Genomic DNA, 24,695 nt, shown 5'->3' with positions numbered 1-24,695 from the left:
CCGTCGCGGTCACGGCGTCGCGGGCTGCTGGGCGAGCCCGGCCAGGGCGAGGGCCCGGGCGGCGGGCCCGGTGGTGTCGTGGTCGAGGGTCAGGCTGCGCCGGGACGCGCGGGCGCGAGCGAGGAGTTCGAGGACCAGCCCGATGCCGGCGCTGGGCAGGTAGGTGGTGGCGCGCAGGTCGAGCACGAGCGGGGTGCGCGGGTCGGCGGTGTCGATGTGGTGCAGCAGCTGCTCGCGCAGGGCGTCGATGCCGGCCAGGTCGATGCCGTCGTGCACGGCGAGCCGCAGGTGGCCGGGTTCGCGGTGGACGCGCAGCGTCGCGGGCCGGGACCCGTGGTCGGGCGCGGGTGTCGCCGCGACCGGTTCGGCGGGGTCGTGCGGCGGCGGGTCGAGGGTGAAGGCGACCGCGGTGCCGGGGCCCGGGCCGGCGTGGTCGATGGTGACGTCGCGCCCGAGCGCGCGGATGACCTCGACGCCGCGGCCCCGGTAGCCGCGGTCCGCGGGCGGGGGGCGCCACCGGCCGTGGTCGGTGACGGTGGCCCGGACCGCGCGGTCGGTGCCGAGCTGCAGGGTGTAGTCGACGGTGCCGGCCGCGCCGTCGGGGTAGGCGTGCTCCACGGCGTTGGCGAGGGCCTCGCCGAGGGCCAGTTGCAGGTCCTCGACGTGGTCGGGGTGCAGCCCCGACGCGCCGGCCCACCGGTCGACGTCGCGGCGGATCCCGGTGAGCTCGTCGGCCCGGGCCTCGTGGCGGGCGCGCAGGGCGGGCGGGAGGTGGCGGGCGGCGACGAGGGCGATGTCGTCGTGGCCGAGCCCGTGCGGGACGAGCTCCCCGAGCAGCGTCGTGGCGAGTTGCTCGGGGTCGACGCGGTGCAGCGGGCGGGCGGTGTCGGCGAGGCGGGTGATGCCGTCGTCGATGACCTCGCCGCGGCGTTCGACGAGCCCGTCGGTGTAGAGCAGGACCGTGTCGCCCGCGGCGAAGTCCCGCGTCGCTGACCGGTAGAGCCCACCCGGGGCCCCGCTCGGGAAGGCGCCCAGCAGCGGGCCGGTGGTGCCGAGGACGGCGGTCGTGCCGTCGTGGCCGAGCAGCAGCGGGGGCGGGTGCCCGGCGCCCGCCCAGCGGATCCGCCCGGCCTCGGTGTCGATGACCACGCAGACCGCGGTCGACCCGCGGGCTCCGGGCACCCGCGCGGTGTAGTCGTTGAGCCGGGTGAGGGCGACCGCGGGGTCGGCGTCGGGTCCGAGCATGGTCAGGATGGCCGCCAGGCCCGCCCGCAGCTGCCCCATCACCGCCGCGGCCGGCGCGCCCTGCCCGACGACGTCGCCGACGACCACCGCGACCCGGTGCCGGTCCAGGGCCAGGATGTCGTACCAGTCGCCGCCGGCCTGCACCCCGGCGACGCCGGGCAGGTAGCGGGTGGCCAGCGCGAGGTCGTCGAGCTTGGGCGGGGCGGTGGGCAGCAGGCTGCGCTGCAGGGTGTCGGCGAGCTGGGCGCGGGCGTCGGCGAGCGCGGCCCGTTCGAAGGCCTGCGCGGCCTGCGCGGCCAGGGTGACGGCGAAGCTGCGTTCGTCGGCGGGGAACTCGCGCGGCGTGGGGAACGCGAGGGCGAGCACGCCGATCGTGCGGTCGGCGTGGCGCAGCGGCAGGGCGGCCGCGGCGAGGACCGGGTCGCCGTCGACGGCGACGCCGTCGGGGTGGTGCGGGCGCAGCTGCGCGGGACCGCCGACCCAGACCGGCCGCCCGGTGCGGGCCGCCTCGGCGGTGACGGTGCGGTCGTCGAGGTTCAGGACGGCGTAGCGCCCCGCGGGCTGCGCGGGCGGGCCCTCGTGGTGGACCAGTTCGAGCCGGGTCGGGTTCTCCGCCTGCGGCACGTAGATCCCGATCCCGGAGGCGTCCATGCCGTCGCGGACGGCGGCAGCCAGTGCGGCGGCGGCCTGGGGCACGGTGGCCGCGGCGGCGAGCGCGGTGGCGGCGGTGTTGAGCCGGTGCTCGCGCTCGGCCACCCGCTCCGCCCCCAGCGCGACCGCGATCCGGCGGGCCAGCTCGTCGGCGAGCTCGACGTCGAGCCGGTCGAACCGCCCGGTCGGCCCGTCGGTTGCCGCCTCAGCGGCGCCGTGGCGGGGCAGCGGGCGGGGGCGGGGGTGGTCGCCGGGGCAGGCGACGATCAGCAGCCCCGCCAGCCGTCCCTGGACCGTGAGTGGCGCGACGACGGCCGCGGACGGGCCGGGGTGCGCCCGGACGTCGTGGTCGTCGCCGAGCACTTCGCGCAGCACCGCGGGCGGGACCGGATCGAGCACGACGGCCCGACCCCGGCGGTAGGCGTCGAGCAGCGACGCCGGGACGCGGTAGGGCGCCGTCGCCGTCATCGCCGCGGCGAGCTCGGGCCGGTCGGGGTGCGACGCGGCGATCGGGTGCAGGAACCCGTCCGGGCCGACCCTGGCGATCACGACGATGTCGTCGAGCACGGGTGCGGCCAGGTCGACGACGTCCCGCAGCCGCTCCCGCATCCCGCCTGCCGCGCCGACCGGGGCGCTGAGCAGCTGCCCGGCGTCGGACAGGAGGCGGTCGCGCTGGGCGGCGCGGTGAGCGGCGGTGACGTCCCGGGCGAGGCCGATGACCATCGGCGGCGCGTCGGGCCGCTCGGGGTCGGGGACGGTGGCGGCGGAGGTCTCGACCCACAGCCGGTGGCCGTCGCGGTGGCGCATCGCGAGCAGGTGCCTGCCCCGCCCGGTGGCCTGCACCTCGGCCAGCGACGCGGCGATCCGCGCGTGGCCCTCCGGGTCGGTGTCCCGGTCGGGCCACCACGGGTGCGGCGCCGGGTAGGGCAGCCCGTCGTGGCCGTAGCCGAGCAGTTCGGCGAAGCCGTCGTTGACCTGCACGACCCGCCCGGCGCCGTCGACGACGAACAGGCCGTCCTGCAGGGCGCTCAGCAGCGCCCCGCGCCAGGCCGCCTCCCGCCGCCGCAACCGGCTCAGCGCCAGCGCCGAGCGGACCCGGGCGAGCAGCTCGGCGGCGCTGAACGGCTTGACCAGGTAGTCGTCCGCCCCCGCGGCCAGCCCCTCCACCACGGCGTCCTGCCCGGCCCTGGCCGAGAGCACGATCACCGGGACGCCGGCGGTGGCCTGTTCCGCGCGCAGCGCGGCCACCAGGGCGAAGCCGTCGAGGTCGGGCATCATCACATCGGTGATCACCAGGTCCGGCGGGTGCGTGCGGGCCGCGGCCAGCGCGGCCGCCCCGTCGGTCACGACCTGCAGGGCGTAGGTGTCGGAGAGCAGCCGCGACAGGTACTCGCGCATGTCGGCGTTGTCGTCGGCGATGAGCAGCCGGGCGGGGGGTGCCGCCCGCCCGTCCGCCTGCTCGGCAGGCTCGGCCGGCGCGGTGGACGGCTCCATCCAGCGCAGCGCCTCGGCGACGAACGACTCGGTGACCGAGGAGCCTGAGGCGGGGGATGACGGGGCGTCTTCGGAGAGCTGGTCGGCGGGCAGGTGCGCGCTGCCCAGCGGGATCCGGACGGTGAACGTGGTGCCCACCCCGACCCGGGAGGTCGCGGTGACCGTGCCGCCGTGCAGCCCGACCAGGTCGCGCACCAGCGCCAGGCCGATGCCCGAGCCCTCGGCCGAGCGCCCGCGGGCCCCGCGGACCTGGTGGAACCGGTCGAACAGCAGCTCCAGCTCGTCGGCGGGCACGCCGATGCCGGTGTCGGAGACCTCCAGCGCCACCGCCGTGCCGATGCGGTGCAGGCGCACGCCGATCGCGCCGGCGAAGGTGAACTTGACCGCGTTCGACAGCAGGTTGGAGACGATCTTCTCCCAGGAGTCGCGGTCGACCCACACCGGTTCGCCCGGCTCGTCGATCCGCACCTCCAGCTCCAGGCCGGCGCGCTCGACCGCCGCGCGGAACATCCCGGCCAGCTCCGCGGTGACCGCGGCGAGCTCGGTCGGCACGAACCGGGCCCGCATCCGCCCGGCCTGCAGCCGGGAGAAGTCCAGCAGCGTGTTGACCAGCCGGCCCATCCGCAGCCCGTTGCGGTGGGCGACCTCCAGCTCCGCGCGCCACCGCTCCGGGTCGACGTGCTCGGCGGCGCGCAGCTGCTCGATCGGCCCCATGATCAGGGTGAGCGGGGTGCGGAACTCGTGGCTGACCCCGGTGAAGAACTCGGTCTTGGCCCGGTCCAGCTCGGCCAGGGCCTCCGCGCGGCGCCGCTCGGCCTCGTAGGCGCTCGCGGACACCAGCGCCGAGCTGATCTGCCCGGCCAGCAGCTCGACGAAGCCGCGGTAGCGCTCGTCGAAGGCGCGGAACGGGTTGAGCCCCACCACCAGGAAGCCCCGGGGCCGGGCCTCACCCGGGGCGCCGACCAGCGGGGTGAGCACCGCCACGGACGGCGGCCGCGACCACGCCCCCGCCGGCAGGTCGGCGAACCGCGCGGCCAGGTCCTCGACGACCTCGGTGCGGCCGGCGCGCACCCCCTGCACCGGCCAGCCGCGAGCACCGCCACGCGCGTCGATCGTGGTCGGGGCGGCGGCGGCGCCCGCGTCGACCCCGCTCGTGCAGGCCAGCTCCGCGCCGCCGTCGTCGTCGAACAGGTAGGTGAGGCTGAACGGCACGTCGTGGCGGTTGGCCGCCAGCCGCTCGCGCACCGCGGCGAGCACCTCGGCCTCGGTGTGCGCCGGGGCCAGCGCCGCGGCCAGGTCGTGGAGCGTGGCCATCCGCCGCTCGGACAGCACCCGGTCGGTGTTCTCGGTGACCACGCACAACATGCCGGCCACCCGGCCGTCGTCGGCCAGCGGGCTGTAGGAGAACGTGTGGTAGGTCTCCTCGGGGTAGCCGGCGCGCTCCAGGAACAGCAGCAGGTCCTCGTCCCAGGTGGCCCGCCCGGTGGTCAGCACCGACTCGATGCGCGGACCGATGTCGTCCCAGATCTCAGCCCACACCTCGCGCGCCGGGCGCCCCAGGGCCCAGGGGTGCTTCGCGCGCAGGGTGCCCCGCCAGTACGCGTCGTTGTAGAACATCGTCAGCTGCGGGCCCCACGCCATCCACATGGAGAACCGCGAGGTCAACAGGATGCGCACCGCCGCGGACAAGCCCGCGGGCCAGTCCCGGCGCGGCCCCAGCGGGGTGGCCGCCCAGTCCAGCTCGGCGACCCGGCGCGCCAGCTCGCCGGCCCCGTCCGGGTGCTCGACCGGCTCGACGCCCGCGCCCCGGTCGGCGGGGTCAGCCACGACCCTGCTCCGACGGGTCGGCCGCGGGACGGCGCCGGGACGCCGCGTGGCAGTGCATCCTCGGCTCCTCAGCGTGGTCGGTCCGCGGCGGACGCCCGGTCCGAGGTCGGGGACCGGGCGAGAACGATCACCACGGCCGAGCGCGACCAGACTACGGCCTCGCTGGATGGGCGGCGACCGAACGGCGGACCGCCCGCCCGCGCCCGGGGCCCGGGGGGTGGCGACCCCGCCGGACGTGCAACGCTCGGCGTGCTCGGGTACTCGGTGGGGCGGCAGCCGGGGTGGACCCGCGTCCGGGCCCCGGGAGTCGCCACGGGACCGGGCGGGCCGGGCGCGGTGCCCGTCCGTCCGGGTCGGGGCATGCTCTCAGCTGCGGAGAAGGGGCCGTCAGAGGTGGTCGAAGGCGTCGCGCACACCTTGCTGGTGAACCAGCGCAACCACCCGCCCGGAGGGCAGGGTGACCCGGTCGCGGCGTGGGTCGGCGACGCGGTGCGGCGCCGGCAGAAGATCGTCTACGAGCTCGAGCCCGCGGAGAGCCGCGACCAGGTGCTGGCCGCGCTCGTCCGCGGGGCAGCGGACCAGCAGGTGGAGGTGCTCGAGCCGGCCGCCGTCCAGGCGGAGTCGGCGGGCACGGCCGAGGGCCTCGCGCGGATGCACCGCTCGCGCGTCGACGAGGCGCACGACCAGGGGTGGTCCGGCCTGTCGGTGGTCACCGGGTCGGCGGTGCTGGCCGCGGTGGCCGACGGCGCGGACACCGCGGTGCTGCACGAGCACGGGGTGCGCCGGGTGGCCGTGGACGCCGGGATGTCGGCGCTGTGCCGCTACCGGCCGGACCGGCAACCCGAGCTCGCCGACGAGATGATGTCCGGGCACTTCGACGACGTCGACGACCAGATCTGGGGCGCCCGGGTCCGCGCCGGCGCGCTGCACCTGCGCGGTGAGATCGACTTCAGCAACTCCGAGCGCGTCTTCCACGTCCTGCGCGGGGCCCTCGACGCGGGTGTGCGCGTCGTGGACCTGTCCGAGCTGCAGTTCTGCGCGGCGGGCGGGGTGCACGCCCTGCACCGCGCGGCCGACTCACTGCCCGCGGGCGAGACCCTGGTCCTGGCCAACGCGGACCCGATGCTGCGGCAGGTCTTCTCGGTCCTGGACCTGTCCGACGGCCCGTCCATCGAGCTGCGCGGCGACGGTCGATGGCCTGCGCCGGTACCCGGCGCCGATGCGACCCCGCCCCGGTCCACGACCACGCGGTGGCCTTCTACGACTCCGAGGACACCCTGCAGCAGGTGGCCGGCAGGTACCTGCGTGAGGGCCTGTCGCTCGGGGAGCGGCTGTTCGCGGTGGTCTCACCCGGTACCCGGGACCTGCTGCGGGCCGCCCTCGGCAGCGACGCCGCCGGGCAGGTCGACTGGGCCACCGACATCTCCTTCCGCGATCTCGGTGCGGTGTCCCACGGCTACCGGCGGCTGTTCCGCGAGCGGCGGGAGGCCGGTACGACCGTGCGACTCATCTCGGAGTACCACGACGACGTCCACGGCACCCCGAACGTCGACCGGGTCGAGTCCTGGGTGCGCCTGGACGCCGCGGGCAACGAGGTGCTTTCCCCGTTCGGGCACCGGTGGGCCTGCCTCTACGACGTCCGCACCCTCCCCGGACCGCTACTGGACCGGGTGCGGCGGGTGCACCCGGCGATGCTGCGCGCCGACGGGCCGGCCGTGGGCAACCCCGACTACCTGGAGCCCGCGGACTACCTCGCCGCCCACCCGGAACGGCTGCCACCGGTCCCCGGCGACACCGGTGTCGACCTCGTCCTGCACACGGCCGAGCAGCTGCGCGACCTGCGGCGCGCCCTGCGGGACTGGATCGCCCGGCTCCCGGTCCGCGCCCGGGGCGTCGACCCGTCCCACGGCGGAGCCGTCCTCCTGGCGGTGGGCGAGGCGGCGACGAACGCGCTGCAGCACGGCCACCCCCCGGTGCGGATCAGGGCCTGGGCCGTCGACGACGGCGTGCGCGTGCGCGTCGACGGCCGCAGCGACGGCGCCATCCCGGCGACGGCGGGCTACTGGGCCGACGGCAGCACGGGTATCGGGCTGCTGCTGGTGCGCGGGATCGCCGACACCGTCCGCGTCGTGACCGAGGACGGCGTCGCCGGCGTGGGACTGGAGTTCCGGCCGGGCAGCTGAGCGGCGACGGTGGCGTGCGATCAGGGCCCCGGCTGTGCGACCCTGGCGCCGTCGGAGGCACTCCGCGCCCGTCAGGCCCCGTGGCGAGCCGTCTTTGATTCGCCGCTACCACGCAGCCCGGTCGTCCCGGAGCTGCCAGACGGGATATGTCGCGTGTCCGACCACATCTCCCCCGGCAGCGCGTCCGGATCCGCCCCGGGCGCCCCGACACCCGACGTGACCGAGGCGAGCTCAGCGGTCGCCGAGCTGCAGCAGCTGCTGCTGACCACCGAGGACATCACCGCGTTCCTCGACCAGCTCGCCGCTCTCACGGTCAAGGTGCTGCCCGGTGAGGTGTCGTGCGGGATCACCCTGCGCCGCGATCGCGGCGCGACCACGGTGGCCAGCAGCGACAGCCGGGCCGGCCAGGTCGACGAGGTCCAGTACGGCCACGACGAGGGTCCCTGCCTGCGCTCCGTCGCCACCGGGCAGGTGGTGCTGGTCGAGGACCTCGCCGACGACGGCCGGTGGGGCGGCTACCGGGTCCCGGCGCTGGGCCACGGGGTCCGGTCGTCGCTGTCGCTGCCCCTGCGCGCCGACAGCGCGGTGATCGGAGCGCTCAACCTCTACGCGGGCGTGCCGCGGGCGTTCGGGCCCGCCGAGCAGCTCGTGGCCCGCCGCTTCGCCGACGAGGCCTCCCGGGCGCTGGAGCTGGCGGTGCGCATGTCCGAGCGCAGTGAGATGTCGGCGCACCTGCGGGCCGCGCTGGCCTCCCGCGCGGTGATCGACCAGGCGCTGGGCATCATCATGGGGCAGCACCGCTGCACCGCCGACGAGGCGTTCGACCTGCTGCGCGGCATCTCGCAGAACCGCAACGTCAAGCTCCGCGACGTCGCCGTCGAGATCGTCACCGCGGTCGGCGGGCAGCCCCCCACCGACCGGCCCCGCTTCTCCTGACCGACCGCGCCGGGGGAGTCCCGGGCCGGCGGTGTCGGCGCCGTCTCACACGTGCGGGTGCTGCCAAGCCGGCGCGAGTTGGCTAACCTTTGACGCGGTCCCGCAGGGCGGCCGTGTCGTGCTGGCCGCTGCCCTGGGAGTCCCCGTGCCGGAGCTGATGATCCGAATCCACCCCGCGACCTCACCCGCGACCTCGCCCGCGCCCACGGTGGCGGCGGTGTCCGGTGAGGTCGACCGGTGCAGCGCGCCGGAACTCGTCCAGCAACTCGACGGGATGCTCGCCGCCGGGCTGGTGCTGGACGTGTCGGGGGTCGAGTTCCTCGACATCGGGGGCCTGCGGGCGCTGCTGGCGCTGGACGGCCGGCTCCGGCGCACGGGCCACCGGCTCGTGCTCGCCGCCGTGCCCTGGCCGGTGCGCCTGCTCCTCGACCACGTCGACCTGCGCGACCCCTTCAGCACGTCCCCGACCGTCGAGCAGGCGATCGCCCGGGTCTCGGCGGGCGGCTCGTGCCACTCGGGCGCCTGACCGGCGCCTGACCGGAGGCGCCGCCCCACCGCTCAGGTGAGGGCGGCCCGCTGCTCGGCGGTGAGCGGCCGGGGCGCGGCCGGCGCGACGCCGTTGGTCTGCTCGGGCTCCGGCTCGGGATCCGGCGCCTCCGAGCGCGCGGGCTCGGGCTGCGCGGGCTCGCCGGATCGGCCCGGCTCGGCCGGGGGTGTCGTGCGTTCCAGGAAGCGCAGCAGCTCCACGGGGAACGGGAGCACGAGGGTGGAGTTCTTCTCCGCGGCGACCTCGACGACGGTCTGCAGCAGTCGCAGCTGCAGGGCGGCGGGGTGTTCGGACATGACCTCGGCGGCGCGGGCCATCGTCGTGGAGGCCTGCAGCTCGCCGTCGGCGGTGATCACGCGGGACCGGCGCTCGCGTTCGGCCTCGGCCTGGCGCGACATCGACCGCTTCATCGACTCGGGGAGCGCGACGTCCTTGATCTCGACGCGGTCGATGTGCACCCCCCAGCCGACCGCCGGGTTGTCGATCATCAGTTCCAGGCCCTGGTTGAGCTGCTCGCGGTTGGACAGCAGGTCGTCGAGGTCGCTCTTGCCGATGATCGAGCGCAGCGAGGCCTGGGCGACCTGCAGGATCGCCGAGGAGTAGTCCTGCACGTCGACGGCGACGCGCACCGGGTCGATCACCCGGTAGTAGAGGACCGCGTCGACGCGGACGGTGACGTTGTCGCGGGTGATGCCGTCCTGGGCGGGGACCGGCTGGGTGATGATCTGCATGTTCACCTTGCGCAGCCGGTCGACGACCGGGACGAGCAGCGCGAGCCCGGGGCCGCGGGTCTCGGGCAGGACCCGGCCGAAGCGGAACACCACCCCCCGTTCGTACTGGTTGACGATCCGCACACCCGTCGCGAGCAGCAGCACGGCCACGGCCACGGCGAGCACGGCCAGGGTGATCAGCATGTCGTCCTCCGTCTCCCGCCCCGGAACCGCCGGGGCGTCCGGTTCACCCCCGCGGGTGCCGGTCGGTGGGTGTCGTCGAGCGGTGCCGCGCTGCCGCGGTGGGCAGCGCCGGGCGGCGGCCCGGATGGGCGCGCGTGGGCTGGTGGGCGACCGTGCGCCGGCCCCGTCGACCAGCAGCAGCGCCGTCCACGCCGGCACGACCTCGGGGTCCTCGGTGGCGGACCGGCGCTCGAGGTCGCGCGGCACCCCGCCGCTCGTGCTCGTTGGGCATGGAGCCCTCCGTGGACGTGTCGACCACTGCCGGACCTCGCCGGTCTATCGTAACACGATATGTCCGGGATGGAGCCGGGTCGATGGCCGGGCCGGGTCCGCCAGATGTTCGAGCCGTCCGGGGGGAGGTCGGCGGGCGGCCGTGGCGATCCGCCGGTGCCGGCGGCGTCGGGGCAGGCGAGCCCGAGGTGTACGCGGTCATCGACAGTGACCCGTAGGCGTAGCCGTCGACGAGCACGTCGGTGTCCCCCGCGGGGGAGGCGGCCGCGAGGCCGGCCAGGTACAAGGCCGGGGTGAGTGGTCGGGGGTCGGGACGGCGTCGCGGAAGTCCCGGTGCCCGTCCAGCGTCGCGATCTCCGTGGGGTCGGTCGGCATGCGCGCCGTGGTCTCCTCGTCGAAGCGGCGCGCCCAGTCGTAGCCGTCGTCGGTGAGCTTCCAGTCCATGCCGCGCAGGTTGTGCACGACGTAGCCGGCGGCGACGACGAGCACGCCGCGCCGACGCAGCGGCGCCGGCCTGCGACCGAGTTCGAGGGGTGGTCGAAGCCCTTGTCCGCGTTGATCGGGGCCACCTCGCGGACGGGCTCGCGCCCGACGGTGACGGCTCACGCCGTCGGGGCGGGTCGGCTCCCGGTCGGGCCGGCGTCGATCGACCAGCGCCGGTGCGGCTGCACGGCGTCCAGGACGATCATGACCGGGCTGGTCCGGCGGACGACCAGCCGCAGCGGGTGGCCGCCGCAGGCCATGAGCCGGTCGGCGTGCTCGATGCAGTGCATCCCGGCCGCGGAGAAGAACGTGACGCCGTTCAGGTCGAGCTCGATCGGGCCGCCGAACGCCGCGGCGCACTCGATCGCGGCGACGAACGCGTCGCGCGTGCTGATGTCGACCGCACCGCTGATCCGGACGACGGTCGTGCGTCGATCGATCGCGCAGGCGATCGAGACGTCGAAGAGCATCAGCACCTTCCCGGTCGGCGTTCGGCGCGGTGTCGGGGAGCCGCCCGCCGTGGAGATCGCGGCGGCTCCGGAGCCCGCTCGACCATGATGGGGCCGTTGCGCCTGCTCGGCGAGTCGTCGGGTGGTCCGCCGCGCTGGCCGAGCGCGGCCTGACCACCTCCGCGAACTCGGGGCCGCCGCACCCTCCCCGCCCCCACCACCGACGCCACGGCGCCCTCGCCCGAATGGGGCCGGCCCAACGCGCCACTCGCTCGCCCGGCGGGACGAGAGTCGCGCTCGCTCCACCGGACGCAACGAGAGTCGCGCTCGCGCCCCGGGCGAGGCGGCGCGCACCGCCGCGAGCCGGGCGAGCCCCCGGTGGGCGCGCAGCGCCCACTCCCCACCCACTTCGCACCCCCTGCTGGAGCTGAGGTCCTCACCGGAGGCGCCCTAGACAGGAACGTCAGCCGGCGGCGCGCCCAGCCCCGGGCCCGGCTCAGAGACGCGGAAAGGCGGCGCCTGCGCGGCGGGCGACCTCTGAACGAGCAGGGGTCCGGCCCCTGCCGTCACGTCGACACACCCAGGGTTGCCGCCCGGAACCCCCGCACACCTGGCACGCACGGGCTGCGGCTGGTCGGGGAGGGGTTGCGGGGACCGGTCGCGAGCGGTTCAGCCGGCCAGTGGGGGCTCCGCGGCGAAGCGGGCCCACACCGTCTTGCCGTCGGGGTGCGGGGTGCAGCCCCAGTCGGTCGCCAGGCCGTCGACGATGTGCAGGCCGAGGCCGCCCTGCAGCCGCGTGCAGGGCTCGTCCAGGATCGGGAGCTCCGAGGAGTAGTCCCGCACGCGGCACTGCAGCGCGGTGTCGTCGAGGACCACGTCGACGTGCAGCGGTGTCCCGGCGTGTTCGACGGCGTTGGTGACCAGCTCGCTCACCACCTGGACCGCTTCCGGGGCGGTGGCGCCGGGGTAGGCCCACAGCGCCAGCCGGATCTCCAGGAACCGGCGGGCCCGCTGCACCGACTCCGGCTCGGGCGGCAGCGCCTGCCGGGCCCGCACCTGGGCCGGGCGCCGGTCGCAGGCCCTGCGGGCGCCCGCGGAGGAACCGGCGACGGCGACCGAGCGGGACACCCCGGAGAGGTGCAGCGCGCGGAGCACCGCCCGGTCGGTGCCGCGGACCGCCAGCTTCGCCACCGGCCAGCCGCCCGCGTCCAGCAGCGCCGTCGTGAGGACGTCCAGCGCCGCGGGCTGCTCGACGGTGAGCCCGCCGACGTCGATCGTGACGCAGTCGGCGTCGCGCAGCAGCCGGTCCAGCACCGCGCCCACCGCCGCGCAGTCGGCCACGCACAGCCGACCGGTCAGCCACATCGTCGCGTCGCCCGCGTGCTCGACGGCGATCGAGATGCCGGCCGGGATGCCGCCGGGGTCGTGCACCGGGCCCGCCACTCGTCCTCCAGTCCGAACACCTGGGTCGTGCCTGGGAGGTAACCGGACTCCCCGGCGGCAAACCCGGTGGCGCGCGGCGATGCGGGGCTGATCAGCGGTAGAGGTCGGCGTACCGGTCCCGCAGCCGGTACTTGAGGATCTTGCCGCCCACGGTGTCGGGCAGGGCGTCGGTGAAGACGACCGCCTTGGGCGTCTCGTGGCCGCCGAGCCGGGCGCGGCAGTGCGCGATCACGTCCTCGGCGGTCGGCGAGCTGCCCTCGCACGGCACGACGACGGCGGTCACCGCCTCGCCCCAGCGCTCGTGCGGCAGCCCGACCACCGCGGCGCGCAGCACGTCGGGGTGCTCGTGCAGCACGGCCTCCACGCGCAGGCTGCTGACGTTCTCCCCGCCGGTCTTCACGATGTCCTTGTACCGGTCGACCATGATCCGCAGGCCGGCTCCGTCGGCGCCGGTGTCGACGACCGCGCTGTCGCCGGAGTGGAACCAGCCGCCGCGGAAGGCCTCGCGGGTGGCCTCGACGTCGCGGTAGTAGCCGGCGGTCATCACGGGGGAGCGGTAGACGGCCTCGCCCGGCCGCCCGTCGCGAACCGGTGCGCCGTCCTCGTCGACGACGTCGGAGGCCAGCAGTCCGCTGGGCAGCCCGACGTAGTTGACGGCCGGGGCGCTGCGGGCGTGCACGTCGGGCCAGCGCGTGGGCCAGAACCGGTGGCAGGCGATGGCCTCGGTCTGGCCGAAGATCCCGAGCGTGACGAACCCGGGTGCGCAGCGCCGCTCCAGCCGCTCGATCAGCGCGGGGGCCAGCGCGCCCCAGCCGTAGACGAGCGTGGTCAGGGCGGACACGTCCAGCTCGGGGTGGGCGTCGAGCTCGTCGGCGAGCGCGGCGACGAACTGCGGTGAGCCCGCCCACAGCGCCGTGGCGCCCGGGGTGGCCGCGGCGACCGGACCGGGTGCGGGGCGCCTGCCCAGCGTCAGGGTGCCGCCGGCCAGGAAGGTGCCGAACGGGAAGATCTCGTCGCCGACGTGGTAGATCATCGGCAGGAAGGTGGTCAGCCGCAGGTCGCTCTCGTGGCGCAGCCCGCGCGTGAGCGACAGCGCGAAGTTGAGCCCGGCCAGGTGCGCGTAGCTGTGCGAGAGCATCACGCCCTTGGGCATGGCGGTGGTGCCCGAGGTGAACAGCAGCTGCCAGATGTCGTCGCCGTGGACCTCGACGTCGGGCTCGGTCGCCGCACGGCCCTCCAGGAGGTCGGCGAAGGCGGGGCTGCCGGCGACGGGGCCGCCGCCGATGGTCACCGTGGCGCCGACGGCCAGCCCGGCGGCCGCGAAGACCGCCCCGACCCGCGGCCACAGCTCGGCGTCGACCAGCGCGAACCGCGGCTCGGTGCGCCCGATGAGGTGCTCGAGCACGTCCGGGGCCAGGCCCGGGTTCAGCGGCACCGCCACCATCCCCGCCTTCGCCACCCCGATCTTGGCCAGGAACGCCTCCACCGAGTTCTCGCAGAGCAGCAGCACCCGGTCGCCGGGGACGAGGCCGGCGTCGGCCAGTGCGTGGGCGAACCGGTTGGCCACGTCGTCGGCCTGCCGGTAGGTGACCGCGGCGAAGCGCTCGTCGCCGCAGGCGCCGTCCGCGGCGGCGATGGCCACCTGGTCGGGGCGGCTCCAGGTGAGGCGCTCGAAGACGTCGCCGACGGAGGTCCGCTCCCAGCGGTGCACCGCCCGCCGCCCGCGCAGGGTTTCGACGTCGATCGCCGCGGCGTCCGGGAGGTCGGTGCCGTGCGGGATGTGCGGTAGGCCCGCCGTCTGCCCAGTCATGTGCCAGCCCCTTCGCCGCCGGTGAGCGGGCCCCAGCATGCGTGAGCGGGGTCACCGGGGCAAGGGTCGAGTCACTCCCGGTTCACATCGGCGGTCGGCTCTACGCCGAGGCAGGCGTGGGTCATCGCGTCGAGCAGCCCGGTCAGCCGGTCGGCGGGCAGCCCGCTGCGGAAGAACAGGGTGGACTGGATCGCGCCGATCGCCGCGTGCACGGCCAGGCGCAGCTCCCCGTCGGCCAGGTCGCGGCGCAGCGGGGCCAGCACGTGCACCCAGTCCTCCAGGTAGTGCCGCTGCAGCCTGCGCAGCCGCCTGCGGTCGTCCGCGGGCAGGTTGTGGATCTCCCGGTGGTAGACCGCGAGCACGCTGCGGTCCTCGATCGCGACCCGGATGTGGTCGCGGACCAGGGCGGACAGCGCGCTGCGGTCGTCGGGCGACTCGGCGACGATGCGTGTCGCACCGTCCTGCAGCCGGGCCATGACCCGGTCGAGCAGCGCCACCAGGATGGCGTCCTTGCTGTCGAAGTGCCGGTAGATCCCGGAGCCGACGATCCCCGCCTCGGCGCCGATGTCGGCCATCCCGACGGTGTGGAAGCCGCGCCGCGCGGCCAGCTCGGCGGCCGCGGTGAGGATGCGCTCGCGCCGGCCCGGATCGCGGCGGCGGGCTCCGGCGGGCGCGGGGGAACCGGTCGCGGGCGGCATCTGGCCATCATGGCAGGCGCCGGGGTAGCGTGCGAGAACTAGTGAACTCGGAATCACAATCGGGAGCACAACGGCGGACGGGGGTCGGCGTGGACTTCGTCGAGAGCGACGAGCACCGGGACCTGCGGGCCGCCGTGGGCGCCGTGGCGGCCCCCTTCGGCGGCGCCTACTACGTCGAACACGCCCGCGAGGGCCGGGAGTGCACCGAGCTGTGGCACGCCCTCGGCGACGCCGGGTTCATCGGCGTCAACATCCCGGAGGAGCACGGCGGGGGCGGCGGCGGGCTGGTCGAGCTGGCGATCGTCTGCGAGGAGATCGCGGCCCGCGGGGCGCCGATCCTGCTGCTGCTGGTCACCGCGGCCATCTCGGCCGAGATCCTGGTCGAGTACGGCACCGACGAGCAGCGAGAGCAGTGGCTGCCCGGGCTGGCGAGCGGGCGGCAGAAGGTGGTCTTCGCGATCACCGAGCCGGACGCGGGCTCCAACACCCGCCGGCTGGCCACGACCGCCCGCCGCGAGGGTGCCGAGTGGGTCGTCAACGGCGAGAAGTACTACATCTCCGGCGTCGACGGCGCCGACGCGCTGCTGCTGGTCGCCCGCACCGGCCGCGACGACGCGGGCACCGCGCGGCTGTCGCTGTTCCTGGTGCCCACCGACGCCCCGGGGCTGACGACGACCCGGCTGCCGGTCGACGTGATGCTGCCCGAGGCCCAGTTCACGCTGCACTTCGACGGCGTCCGGCTGCCCGCCGAGGCGCTGGTCGGCACCGAGGGCCAGGGCTTCCGGCAGGTCTTCCACGGGCTCAACCCGGAGCGGATCACCGGGGCCGCGCTGGGCGTCGGGATCGCCCGCTACGCCCTGGGACGCGCCGCCCGCTACGCGAACGAGCGCCGGGTCTGGGACCGGCCCATCGGCGCCCACCAGGGCGTGGCCCACCCGCTGGCCCATGCGAAGATCGAGACCGAGCTGGCCGCGCTGATGGCGCGCAAGGCGGCGTGGCTGCACGACAACGGGCTGCCGGCGGGCGAGGCGTCGAACATCGCCAAGTACGCCGCCGCCGAGGCGGCGCTGGCCGCGCTGGACGCGGCCGTGCAGGCGCACGGCGGCAACGGCGTGTCCCAGGAGTTCGGACTGCTGCCGTACTGGGGACTGGCCAGGCTGCTGCGGATCGCGCCGGTCAACCGGGAGATGATCCTGAACTACGTGGCCCAGCACAGCCTGGGCCTGCCGCGGTCGTACTGAGCCGGGGGAGAGGCGCTGATGCCGGTACTGAAGTCCCTGCTCGACACCTCGTCGCAGGCGTACGCGAGCAACCGCGCGGCCCAGCTGGCCGCGCTCGACCAGCTCGACGAGCAGTTGGCGAAGGCCGTCGCCGGCGGCGGGGAGCGCTACGCGCAGCGCCACCGCGAGCGCGGCAAGCTCCCGGTGCGCGAGCGGCTGGAGCTGCTGCTCGACCCGGACAGCCCGTTCCTCGAGCTGTCCGCGCTGGCCGCGTGGGGCACCGAGTTCACGGTCGGGGCCTCCGTCCTCACCGGCATCGGCGTCGTGTCCGGGGTGGAGTGCGTGGTCATCGGGCACGACCCGACCGTGCGCGGCGGGGCGATGAACCCGTTCTCGCTGCGCAAGACGCTGCGCGCGCTGGAGATCGCCCGCACCAACCGGCTCCCGGTGATCAACCTGGTCGAGTCCGGCGGCGCCGACCTGCCCACCCAGGCCGACCTGTTCGTGCCGGCCGGCCGGATCTTCCACGAGCTCACCGAGCTGTCCTCGCTGGCCATCCCCACCGTCGCCCTGGTGTTCGGCAACTCCACCGCGGGCGGGGCGTACGTGCCCGGCATGTGCGACTACGCCGTGCTGGTCGACCGCCGGGCCAAGGTGTTCCTCGGCGGGCCGCCGCTGGTCAAGATGGCCACCGGCGAGGAGTCCGACGACGAGTCGCTGGGCGGGGCGGAGATGCACTCGCGGGTCTCGGGCCTGTCGGACTACTTCGCCGCCGACGAGCGCGACGCCATCCGGCTCGGCCGCGCGATCATGGCCCGGACCAACTGGCGCAAGCTCGGTCCGGCGCCCGCGCCCGACCCCGAGCCGCCGCGCTACGACCCCGACGAGATCCTCGGGCTCGTCCCGCCCGACCCCAAGGTCCCCTTCGACCCGCGCGAGGTGCTGGCCCGCACCGTCGACGGCTCCGACTTCGACGAGTACAAGCCGCTCTACGGCACCTCGCTGGTCACCGGGTGGGCGAGCGTGCACGGCTATCCGGTGGGGGTGCTGGCCAACCACCGCGGGGTGCTGTTCAGCGAGGAGGCCAAGAAGGCCACCGAGTTCATCCTGCTGGCCAACCAGACCGACACCCCGCTGGTCTTCCTGCAGAACACCACCGGCTACATGGTCGGCAAGGACTACGAGCAGGGCGGGATCGTCAAGGACGGCGCCAAGATGATCAACGCGGTGACCAACAGCGCGGTCCCGCACCTGACGATCAACATGGCCTCGTCGTTCGGGGCGGGCAACTACGGCATGTCCGGGCGCGCCTTCGACCCGCGGCTGATGTTCGCCTGGCCCGGGGCCAAGCTCGCGGTGATGGGCGCGGCGCAGCTGGCCGGGGTCATGTCGATCGTGGGCCGGGCCTCGGCGACGGCCCAGGGCAGGCCCTTCGACGAGGACGCCGACCGGGCCCGCACCGCGGCGATCGAGGCGCAGATCGAGGCCGAGTCGCACGCCTTCTTCGTCACCGCGCGCCTCTACGACGACGGCATCGTCGACCCGCGCGACACCCGCACCGTCCTCGGGATGTCCCTGTCCGCCGTCCACTCGCAGCGCGTCGCCGGCCGGCGCGGCTTCGGCGTCTTCCGGATGTGAGGCGGACGTGATCGCGAAACTGCTGGTCGCCAACCGCGGCGAGATCGCCGCGCGGATCATGCGCACCGCGCACGCGCTGGGCATCGCCACCGTCGCCGTGCACTCCGACCCCGACGCCGACGCCGCGTTCGTCCGGCTCGCCGACGAGGCGGTGCGGCTGCCCGGCGCCGCCCCGGCCGACACCTACCTGCGGGCCGACCTGCTGGTCGAGGCGGCCCGGGCCACCGGAGCCGACGCCGTGCACCCCGGCTACGGCTTCCTGTCGGAGAACGCCGGGTTCGCCCGGGCCTGCGCCGCGGCCGGGCTGGTCTTCGTCGGGCCCTCCCCGGACGCGATCGCCGCGATGGGCTCCAAGCTGGAGGCCAAGGCGCTGATGGAGAAGGCCGGCGTGCCGGTGCTGCCCGGCGCCACGGTCGGGGACGGTGCCGATCTGGCCGCCATCGCCGCCGACATCGGGTTCCCGGTGCTGGTCAAGGCGGCCTACGGCGGCGGCGGGCGGGGTATGCGGGTGGTGCACGACCCCGCCGAGCTGGCCGACGCCGTCGAGGGCGCGCGGCGCGAGGCCGCGTCGGCGTTCGGTGACGGGACGGTGTTCCTGGAGCGGTTCGTGGTCGACCCGCGCCACGTCGAGGTGCAGATCGTCGGCGACGCCCACGGCGAGGTCGTGCACCTGTTCGAGCGCGAGTGCTCGATCCAGCGGCGCTACCAGAAGATCGTCGAGGAGAGCCCGTCGCCCGCCGTCGACGACGCCCTGCGCGCCGAGCTCGGCGCGGCCGCGGTGGCCGCGGGGAAGGCGATCGGCTACAGCGGCGCGGGGACCGTGGAGTTCGTGCTCGACCAGGACGGGAGGTTCTTCTTCCTGGAGGTCAACACCCGGCTGCAGGTCGAGCACCCGGTCACCGAGCTGGTCACCGGGCTCGACCTGGTGGCGCTGCAGCTGCGGGTGGCCGAGGGCGCCCCGCTGCCCCCGGAGGTGACCGGGGCCCGGATCGACGGGCACGCGATCGAGGTGCGGCTCTACGCCGAGGACGTGCCGGCCGGGTTCCTCCCGGCCACCGGCACCCTGCACCGCTTCCGGGTGCCCGAGCAGCCCGGCGTCCGGCTGGACACCGGCGTCGAGGACGGGTCGGTGGTCGGACCGCACTACGACCCGATGCTGGCCAAGGTCATCGCGCACGGACGCACCCGGACCGAGGCGGCCCGCGCGCTCGCCCGGGCGCTGGTCCGCGCCGAGATCCACGGCGTGACGACCAACCGCGACCTGCTGGTCGGCGTCCTGGGCGAGCCGGAGTTCCTGGCCGGGAGCACCGACACCGGCTACCTGACCCGGCACGACCCGACCGCGCTGGGCGCGGCCACCGCCGACCCCCGGGTGCACGCCGCGGCCGCCGCGCTCGCCGCCCAGGCGGGCAACCGGGCCGCGGCGCCGGTGCTGGCCGGTGTCCCGTCGGGCTGGCGCAACGTCGGCGGCACCCCGCAGCGGGTCGCCTACGCGCTCGGCGAGCGCACCCTGCAGGTCGCCTACGCGTTCCGCCGCGGCGGGCCGGAGGTCGCCGTCGACGGCGAGCCGCTGCCGGTCCGCCTGCTCAGCGCCGCGCCGGACGCCGTCGCGCTGGAGGTCGACGGCGTGCGGCGGACCTACTCGGTGCACCGCGTGCCCGGCTGGTCCTTCGTCGACGGCCCGGACGGCTCGACGGCGCTGGCCGAGGTGCCGCGCTTCGCCGACCCGAACGCCGTCGCGCACGCCGGCTCGCTGCTCGCCCCGATGCCCGGGGGCGTCGTGCGGGTGCTGGCCGCCGAGGGCGATGCGGTCGCCGCCGGGCAGGCGCTGGTGGTGCTGGAGGCGATGAAGATGGAGCACACGGTCGTCGCCCCGGTCGACGGCGTCGTCTCCGGGATCGCGGTCGCGGCGGGCGACCAGGTGGACACCGGCCAGGTGCTCGCCGTCGTGGGTGGACCGGGCGAGGAGGACGCATGAACATCGCCACGCTGCTGCGCCGCGCGGCGGCCGACCACGCCGGTCGGGTCGCCCTGCGCCTGGACGACACCGAGATCCGGTACGGCGAGTTCGCCGAGCGGGGCGGGCGGTTCGCGGCCCACCTCATGGCGAGCGGCGTCGCGCCGGGGGAGCGGGTCGGGTTCTTCCTGCCCAACTGCCTGGAGTACCTGGTCGGGCTGCTCGGCACCTGGCAGGCCGGTGCGGTCGGCGTCCCGCTGAACCACCTGTTTCCCGACGCCCCGCTGCGGCACGCGATCACGGACTCGGGGGTGACCCGGCTCGTCGCCCCGCCCGGCGACGTCAAGCGGCTGGAGGCGCTGCTCGACGGGGCCGGCCCGGAGATCCTGACCAGCGGGTCGGACGGCGGCTTCGCCGCCGCGCTCGCCGCGCACGAGCCGGTGCACGACGTCGTCCCGCGGCTCGACGGGGACGACGCCCTGATCATGTACACCTCGGGCTCCACCGGCGTGCCCAAGGGCGTGCGGCAGACCCACCGCAACACCACCGCCGAGGCCGACGGCGTCATCGACCTCTACGAGCTCACCGCGGACGACCACGTGCTCAACTGCATGCCGCTGTTCCACGTCGGCGGCCTGCAGCTGGCGAGCCTGCCACTGCTGCTGCGCGGCGGGCAGATCACCTTCATGCCCCGCTGGGACGTCGGGCGCTGGGTGGAGCTGGCCCAGCAGCTGCGCCCGACCTTCGGCGGGCTGATCTCCACGATGATGATCGACGTCGGCAACCGCACCGCGGAGCAGCCGGTGCTGCTCGACTCGTTCCGCATCTGCATGTTCGGCGGCTCGCGCACCCCCACCGCGGCCATCGAGCGGCTGGCCGCCGGCACCGGCATCCAGGGCGTGGAGATCTACGGGCAGACCGAGCAGAGCGGGCTCGTGGTGAGCTACGCACCCGGCGACCCGCGCCGGCCGGACTCCATGGGCAAGCCGATGGAGCAGGTGGTGCGCACCCGGCTCGTGCCGGTGGACGGGAGCCCCGACCTGGAGCCCGGCGACGAGGGCGTCGGCGAGCTGTGGGTGCGGGGCGACGCGGTGACCCCGGGCTACTGGGGCCTGCAAGCCCCGGAGAAGTGGTCGGAGGGCTGGTTCCGCACCGGCGACCTGATGTCCCGTGACGCCGACGGCTACCTCTACTACGTCGACCGGATCGACGACATGATCGTCACAGGTGGGGAGAACGTGTTCCCGCAGATGGTCGAGGAGCACCTGGCCGACCACCCCGACCTGGCCGAGGTCGCGGTCATCGGCACCGCGCACGAGCGGTGGGTCGAGCAGGTCACGGCGGTGGTCGTGGCCCGGCGCCCGGACCTGACCGCGGAGGAGGTCGCGCGGTGGTGCGCGACCAACCCCGACCTGCGCGGCATGCACAGGCCGCGGCGCATCGAGATCGTCGACGCGCTGCCGCGCACCGGCAGCGGCAAGCTGAACCGCCCCGAGCTGCGGAAGCGGTTCCCGTGAGCGTCACCTACGAGGTGGTCGAGCGGGTCGCCTGGCTGACCATCGACCGGCCGCAGGCCCGCAACGCGCTGAGCAAGGACGTGCGCGAAGGGCTGTGGGAGGGCGCGCGCCGGTTCGTCGCCGACGACTCGGCCGCCGTCCTGGTCCTCACCGGCGCGGGCGACAAGGCGTTCTGCGCAGGCGGCGACCTCAAGGAGATGGCCGAGACCGCGCTGGAGGTCCCGCCGCCGGACTTCCTGCCGCAGTTCGGCCGCAACATCTCCGTCGACAAGCCGACGATCGCCGCGGTCAACGGGGTGGCCTACGCCGGCGGGTTCCTGCTGGCCCAGCAGTGCGACCTGGTGGTCGCCGCCGAGCACGCCCGGTTCGCGGTCAGTGAGGTCAAGGTGGGCCGCGGGTCGCCGTGGGCGGCCCCGCTGTCCTGGTTGGTGCCGCCGCGGGTGGCCCTGCAGATCCTGCTGACCGGCGACCCCGTCGACGCGCACCGGGCCCGCGAGGTGGGCCTGGTCAACGAGGTCGTGCCGGCCGCGGAGCTGCGCCGGCGGGCGCAGGCGCTGGCCGAGCGGATCGCGGCGAACGCGCCGCTGTCGGTGCGGGCCGCGAAGCGCACGGCGTACCTGTCGGCGCACCACCCGCTGCCGGAGGCCTACGACCGGGCCGAGGAGATCTGGGCGCCGGTCTACCGCTCGGCCGACGCGCAGGAGGGCCCGGCCGCCTTCCGCGACAAGCGGGCCCCGGTCTGGGAGGGGAGGTAGCCGTGCCGGTCTCGATGGCGGCGCTGGCCGACGACCTGGCGGCCGAGTCCGCGCAGCTGCGCGGACTGCTCACCGGCCTGGACGACGCGGGCTGGCGGCGCGCCACCCCGGCCGAGGGCTGGACGATCGCCGACCAGGTCTCGCACCTGGCCCACTTCGACGACGTCGCCGTGCGGTCCGCGGTGGAGCCCGACGCCTTCCGCGCCGAGCTGGCCCGGATCGAGGCCGAGGGCGGGGTCGACCCGGACGCGGTCGCCGCCCGCTACCGCGACCTGCCCGGCGCCGAGCTGCTGGCCTGGTTCGACCGCTCGCGGGCCCGGCTGGTCGAGACGTTCCGCGGCCTGGAGCCGGGGCTGCGGGTGCCGTGGTTCGGGCCGGCGATGAGCGCGGCGTCCTCGCTCACCGCGCGGATCATGGAGACCTGGGCGCACGGCCAGGACGTCGCCGACGCGCTGGGCGCCGTGCGCGAGCCCACCGCTCGGCTGCGGCACGTCGCGCACATCGGGGTCGGCGCCCGGGCCTTCAGCTACGCCGCCAACGGACGCGCGATGCCCGACGCTCCGGTGCGCGTCGAGCTGGCCGCCCCGGACGGGTCGACGTGGAGCTGGGGGCCGCCCGGGGCGCCCGACCGGATCACCGGCCCCGCGCTCGACTTCGCGCTGCTGATCACCCAGCGCCGCCACCGCGACGACCTGGCCCTGGCGGTCACCGGCCCGGCGGCCGCCGAGTGGGCCGAGATCGGGCAGGCGTTCGCCGGGGCGCCGGGGCGGGGCAGGCGCCCCGGCCAGTTCGCGGGACGGGCGCGATGAGCGAGCTTGCGAGCGAATCATCCAGTACAGCGCCGACCGAGCGTCAGCGAGGGAGAGCGATGAGCGAGCTTGCGAGCGGATCATCCAGTACAGCGCCCGCGCAGCGCCGACCGAGCGTCAGCGAGGGAGCGGTGAGCACCCGTGCGATCCGGATCGGCAACTGCTCGGGGTTCTACGGCGACCGGATCGAGGCCGCCCGGGAGATGGTCGACGGCGGCGACATCGACGTCCTGTGCGGCGACTACCTGGCCGAGCTCACGATGCTCATCCTGGCCAAGGCGCAGGCCAAGGACCCCTCGGCCGGGTACGCCCGGACCTTCCTGACCCAGGTCGAGGCGGTGCTGGGCAGCTGCCTGGAGCGCGGGATCCGGATCGTGGCCAACGCCGGTGGGCTCAACCCGGCCGGGCTGGCCGCGGCCGTCCGCGACGTGGCCGCGACGCTCGGGCTGGACGCCCGGGTCGCCCACGTGGAGGGCGACGACCTGCGCGGTTCGCTGGCCGCGATCACCCCGCCGGTCCGGGGCGAACCGGTCTCGGCGAACGCCTACCTGGGCGGGTGGGGGATCGCCGAGGCGCTCGCCGCCGGGGCCGATGTGGTGGTGACCGGCCGCGTCACCGACGCCTCGCTCGTCGTCGGGCCGGCGGCGTGGTGGCACGGCTGGGGCCGCACCGACTGGGACGCCCTGGCCGGCGCCGTCGTCGCGGGGCACGTCATCGAGTGCGGGCCGCAGGCCACCGGCGGCAACTACGCCTTCCTCGACGAGATCACCGACCGCCGCTACCCGGGCTTCCCGATCGCCGAGGTCGCCGCGGACGGCTCGTCGGTGATCACCAAGCACCCCGGGACCGGTGGGCTGGTCTCGGTCGGCACCGTCACCGCGCAGCTGCTCTACGAGATCGGCGACCCCGCGTACCTGGGGCCCGACTGCACGACGCACTTCGACACCATCCGCCTCGCCCAGCAGGACGAGCACCGGGTGGCGGTCTCCGGGGTGCGCGGCAGCGCTCCGCCGCCCACGCTCAAGGTCGCGCTCAACGACGCGGGCGGCTACCGCAACACCATGACCCTGGTGCTCACCGGGCTCGACATCGAGGCCAAGGCCGCGCACGCGCAGGCCCTGCTGTTCGACGTGCTCGGCGGGCGCGACCGGTTCGCCGAGGTCGACGTCCGGCTGCTGCGCTTCGACACCCCCGACGCCCCGACCAACGACCGCGCCACCGCCCACCTGCGGATCACCGTCAAGGACCCCGACCCGCGCAAGGTCGGTCGGGCGTTCTCCAACGCCACGATGGAGCTGGCCCTGGGCGGCTACGCCGGCTTCCACACCACCACCCCGCCCACGGCCGAGTCGGCGTACGGGGTCTACCGGCCCGCGGCCGTGCCCCGCTCGGCGGTGGCGCACGCGGTGGTCCTGCCCGACGGGCAGCGCCGGAGCGTCGACGACCCGCCCGTCGCGGAGCCGGCCGCCCCCGAACCGGCCCTCGAACCGAGCCCCGCCGCGACCGGGCCGACCCGCCGGGTGCCGCTGGGCACCGTCTGCGGTGCGCGCTCGGGCGACAAGGGCGGCGACGCCAACATCGGCGTGTGGGCCCGCTCCGACGCCGGGTACGCGTGGCTGCGGGGCTTCCTGACCGCGCAGCGGGTCCGGGAGCTGCTCGGGCCCGAGGCGGCCGAGCTGGAGATCGAGGTCCACCCGCTGCCCAACCTGCGCGCCGTCAACGTCGTCGTGCACGGCATCCTCGGGGCGGGCGTCGCCTCGTCCACCCGCCCCGACCCGCAGGCCAAGGGCCTGGGGGAGTACCTGCGCAGCCGCCTCGTCGACGTGCCGCTCGACGTCGACTGAGGGAC

The 24,695-nt window shown here is 75.5% G+C and carries 16 protein-coding genes and 1 pseudogene; 11 read left to right on the top strand and 6 right to left on the bottom strand.

The features are described from left to right. Positions 1-9: 9 nt before the first annotated feature. Positions 10-5,217 carry a SpoIIE family protein phosphatase gene (locus KDL28_RS06085; RefSeq protein ID WP_252436219.1) on the bottom strand — a complete coding sequence of 1,736 codons (5,208 nt, stop codon included), beginning with the start codon at positions 5,215-5,217 and terminating at the stop codon, positions 10-12. Between the two features lie 360 nt (positions 5,218-5,577). Between KDL28_RS06085 and KDL28_RS42055 the strand changes: the two are divergent. The 4 genes and pseudogenes from KDL28_RS42055 to KDL28_RS06065 form a co-directional block, all read left to right on the top strand. Next, positions 5,578-6,321: pseudogene (locus KDL28_RS42055) on the top strand (MEDS domain-containing protein); the annotation flags it as partial. A gap of 146 nt (positions 6,322-6,467) precedes the next feature. Beyond that, positions 6,468-7,400 (top strand): MEDS domain-containing protein, encoded by a 933-nt coding sequence (locus KDL28_RS06075; protein WP_252436217.1) that lies wholly within the window; start codon positions 6,468-6,470, stop codon positions 7,398-7,400. Between the two features lie 153 nt (positions 7,401-7,553). Then, a complete protein-coding gene (locus KDL28_RS06070) occupies positions 7,554-8,336 on the top strand; it encodes a GAF and ANTAR domain-containing protein (RefSeq protein WP_252436216.1) in 783 nt (260 codons plus the stop codon). A gap of 217 nt (positions 8,337-8,553) precedes the next feature. Next, a complete protein-coding gene (locus tag KDL28_RS06065) occupies positions 8,554-8,862 on the top strand; it encodes an STAS domain-containing protein (RefSeq protein ID WP_252436215.1) in 309 nt (102 codons plus the stop codon). A gap of 32 nt (positions 8,863-8,894) precedes the next feature. Here KDL28_RS06065 and KDL28_RS06060 read toward each other — a convergent pair whose 3' ends face one another. The 5 genes from KDL28_RS06060 to KDL28_RS06040 all read right to left on the bottom strand — a co-directional run bounded on the left by KDL28_RS06060 (position 8,895) and on the right by KDL28_RS06040 (position 14,950). After that, positions 8,895-9,797 carry a slipin family protein gene (locus KDL28_RS06060; protein ID WP_252436284.1) on the bottom strand — a complete coding sequence of 301 codons (903 nt, stop codon included), beginning with the start codon at positions 9,795-9,797 and terminating at the stop codon, positions 8,895-8,897. A gap of 872 nt (positions 9,798-10,669) precedes the next feature. After that, positions 10,670-11,020 (bottom strand): STAS domain-containing protein, encoded by a 351-nt coding sequence (locus tag KDL28_RS06055; RefSeq protein ID WP_252436214.1) that lies wholly within the window; start codon positions 11,018-11,020, stop codon positions 10,670-10,672. 648 nt (positions 11,021-11,668) lie between these two features. Continuing rightward, complete coding sequence (locus tag KDL28_RS06050; protein ID WP_252436213.1) at positions 11,669-12,442, bottom strand: ATP-binding protein; 774 nt, start codon at positions 12,440-12,442, stop codon at positions 11,669-11,671. Between the two features lie 91 nt (positions 12,443-12,533). Next, positions 12,534-14,252, bottom strand: a complete 1,719-nt coding sequence (locus KDL28_RS06045; protein ID WP_252436212.1) for an AMP-binding protein — start codon at positions 14,250-14,252, stop codon at positions 12,534-12,536. A 71-nt stretch (positions 14,253-14,323) separates the two neighbouring features. Beyond that, positions 14,324-14,950 (bottom strand): TetR/AcrR family transcriptional regulator, encoded by a 627-nt coding sequence (locus tag KDL28_RS06040; protein ID WP_252436211.1) that lies wholly within the window; start codon positions 14,948-14,950, stop codon positions 14,324-14,326. Between the two features lie 89 nt (positions 14,951-15,039). Here KDL28_RS06040 and KDL28_RS06035 point away from each other — a divergent pair, with 89 nt between their 5' ends. The 7 genes from KDL28_RS06035 to KDL28_RS06005 all read left to right on the top strand — a co-directional run bounded on the left by KDL28_RS06035 (position 15,040) and on the right by KDL28_RS06005 (position 24,690). Further along, on the top strand, positions 15,040-16,191 hold the full coding sequence (locus tag KDL28_RS06035; RefSeq protein ID WP_252436210.1) for an acyl-CoA dehydrogenase family protein: 1,152 nt from the start codon (positions 15,040-15,042) through the stop codon (positions 16,189-16,191). A gap of 18 nt (positions 16,192-16,209) precedes the next feature. Further along, positions 16,210-17,808, top strand: coding sequence for an acyl-CoA carboxylase subunit beta (locus KDL28_RS06030; RefSeq protein WP_252436209.1), 1,599 nt, complete (start codon positions 16,210-16,212; stop codon positions 17,806-17,808). 7 nt (positions 17,809-17,815) lie between these two features. Further along, on the top strand, positions 17,816-19,786 hold the full coding sequence (locus KDL28_RS06025) for an acetyl/propionyl/methylcrotonyl-CoA carboxylase subunit alpha (RefSeq protein ID WP_308215927.1): 1,971 nt from the start codon (positions 17,816-17,818) through the stop codon (positions 19,784-19,786). Next, positions 19,783-21,282 (top strand): class I adenylate-forming enzyme family protein, encoded by a 1,500-nt coding sequence (locus KDL28_RS06020; RefSeq protein ID WP_252436208.1) that lies wholly within the window; start codon positions 19,783-19,785, stop codon positions 21,280-21,282. Before KDL28_RS06025 ends, KDL28_RS06020 begins: the two co-directional genes overlap by 4 nt. After that, on the top strand, positions 21,279-22,037 hold the full coding sequence (locus KDL28_RS06015; protein ID WP_252436207.1) for an enoyl-CoA hydratase/isomerase family protein: 759 nt from the start codon (positions 21,279-21,281) through the stop codon (positions 22,035-22,037). Before KDL28_RS06020 ends, KDL28_RS06015 begins: the two co-directional genes overlap by 4 nt. Before the next feature lie 2 nt (positions 22,038-22,039). After that, positions 22,040-22,846, top strand: a complete 807-nt coding sequence (locus KDL28_RS06010; RefSeq protein WP_252436206.1) for a TIGR03084 family metal-binding protein — start codon at positions 22,040-22,042, stop codon at positions 22,844-22,846. Positions 22,847-22,977: 131 nt separating this feature from the next. Further along, entirely contained in the window at positions 22,978-24,690 is a 1,713-nt protein-coding gene (locus tag KDL28_RS06005) for an acyclic terpene utilization AtuA family protein (protein ID WP_252436205.1), read from the top strand. Positions 24,691-24,695 lie beyond the last annotated feature (5 nt).

It is taken from the genome of Pseudonocardia humida (genome assembly GCF_023898865.1).
In the GTDB taxonomy this organism is placed as follows: Bacteria; Actinomycetota; Actinomycetes; order Mycobacteriales; family Pseudonocardiaceae; genus Pseudonocardia; species Pseudonocardia humida.
The sequence above is the reverse complement of the archived record's forward strand: the minus strand, read 5'-3'. Positions and strand labels throughout refer to the sequence as shown.

Coding starts and splice junctions, on each gene's coding strand:
- KDL28_RS06040 (WP_252436211.1), bottom strand. CDS start 14,950: ATGCCGCCCGCGACCGGTTCCCCCGCGCCCGCCGGAGCCCGCCGCCGC.
- KDL28_RS06045 (WP_252436212.1), bottom strand. CDS start 14,252: ATGACTGGGCAGACGGCGGGCCTACCGCACATCCCGCACGGCACCGAC.
- KDL28_RS06060 (WP_252436284.1), bottom strand. CDS start 9,797: ATGCTGATCACCCTGGCCGTGCTCGCCGTGGCCGTGGCCGTGCTGCTG.
- KDL28_RS06030 (WP_252436209.1), top strand. CDS start 16,210: ATGCCGGTACTGAAGTCCCTGCTCGACACCTCGTCGCAGGCGTACGCG.
- KDL28_RS06020 (WP_252436208.1), top strand. CDS start 19,783: ATGAACATCGCCACGCTGCTGCGCCGCGCGGCGGCCGACCACGCCGGT.
- KDL28_RS06055 (WP_252436214.1), bottom strand. CDS start 11,020: ATGCTCTTCGACGTCTCGATCGCCTGCGCGATCGATCGACGCACGACC.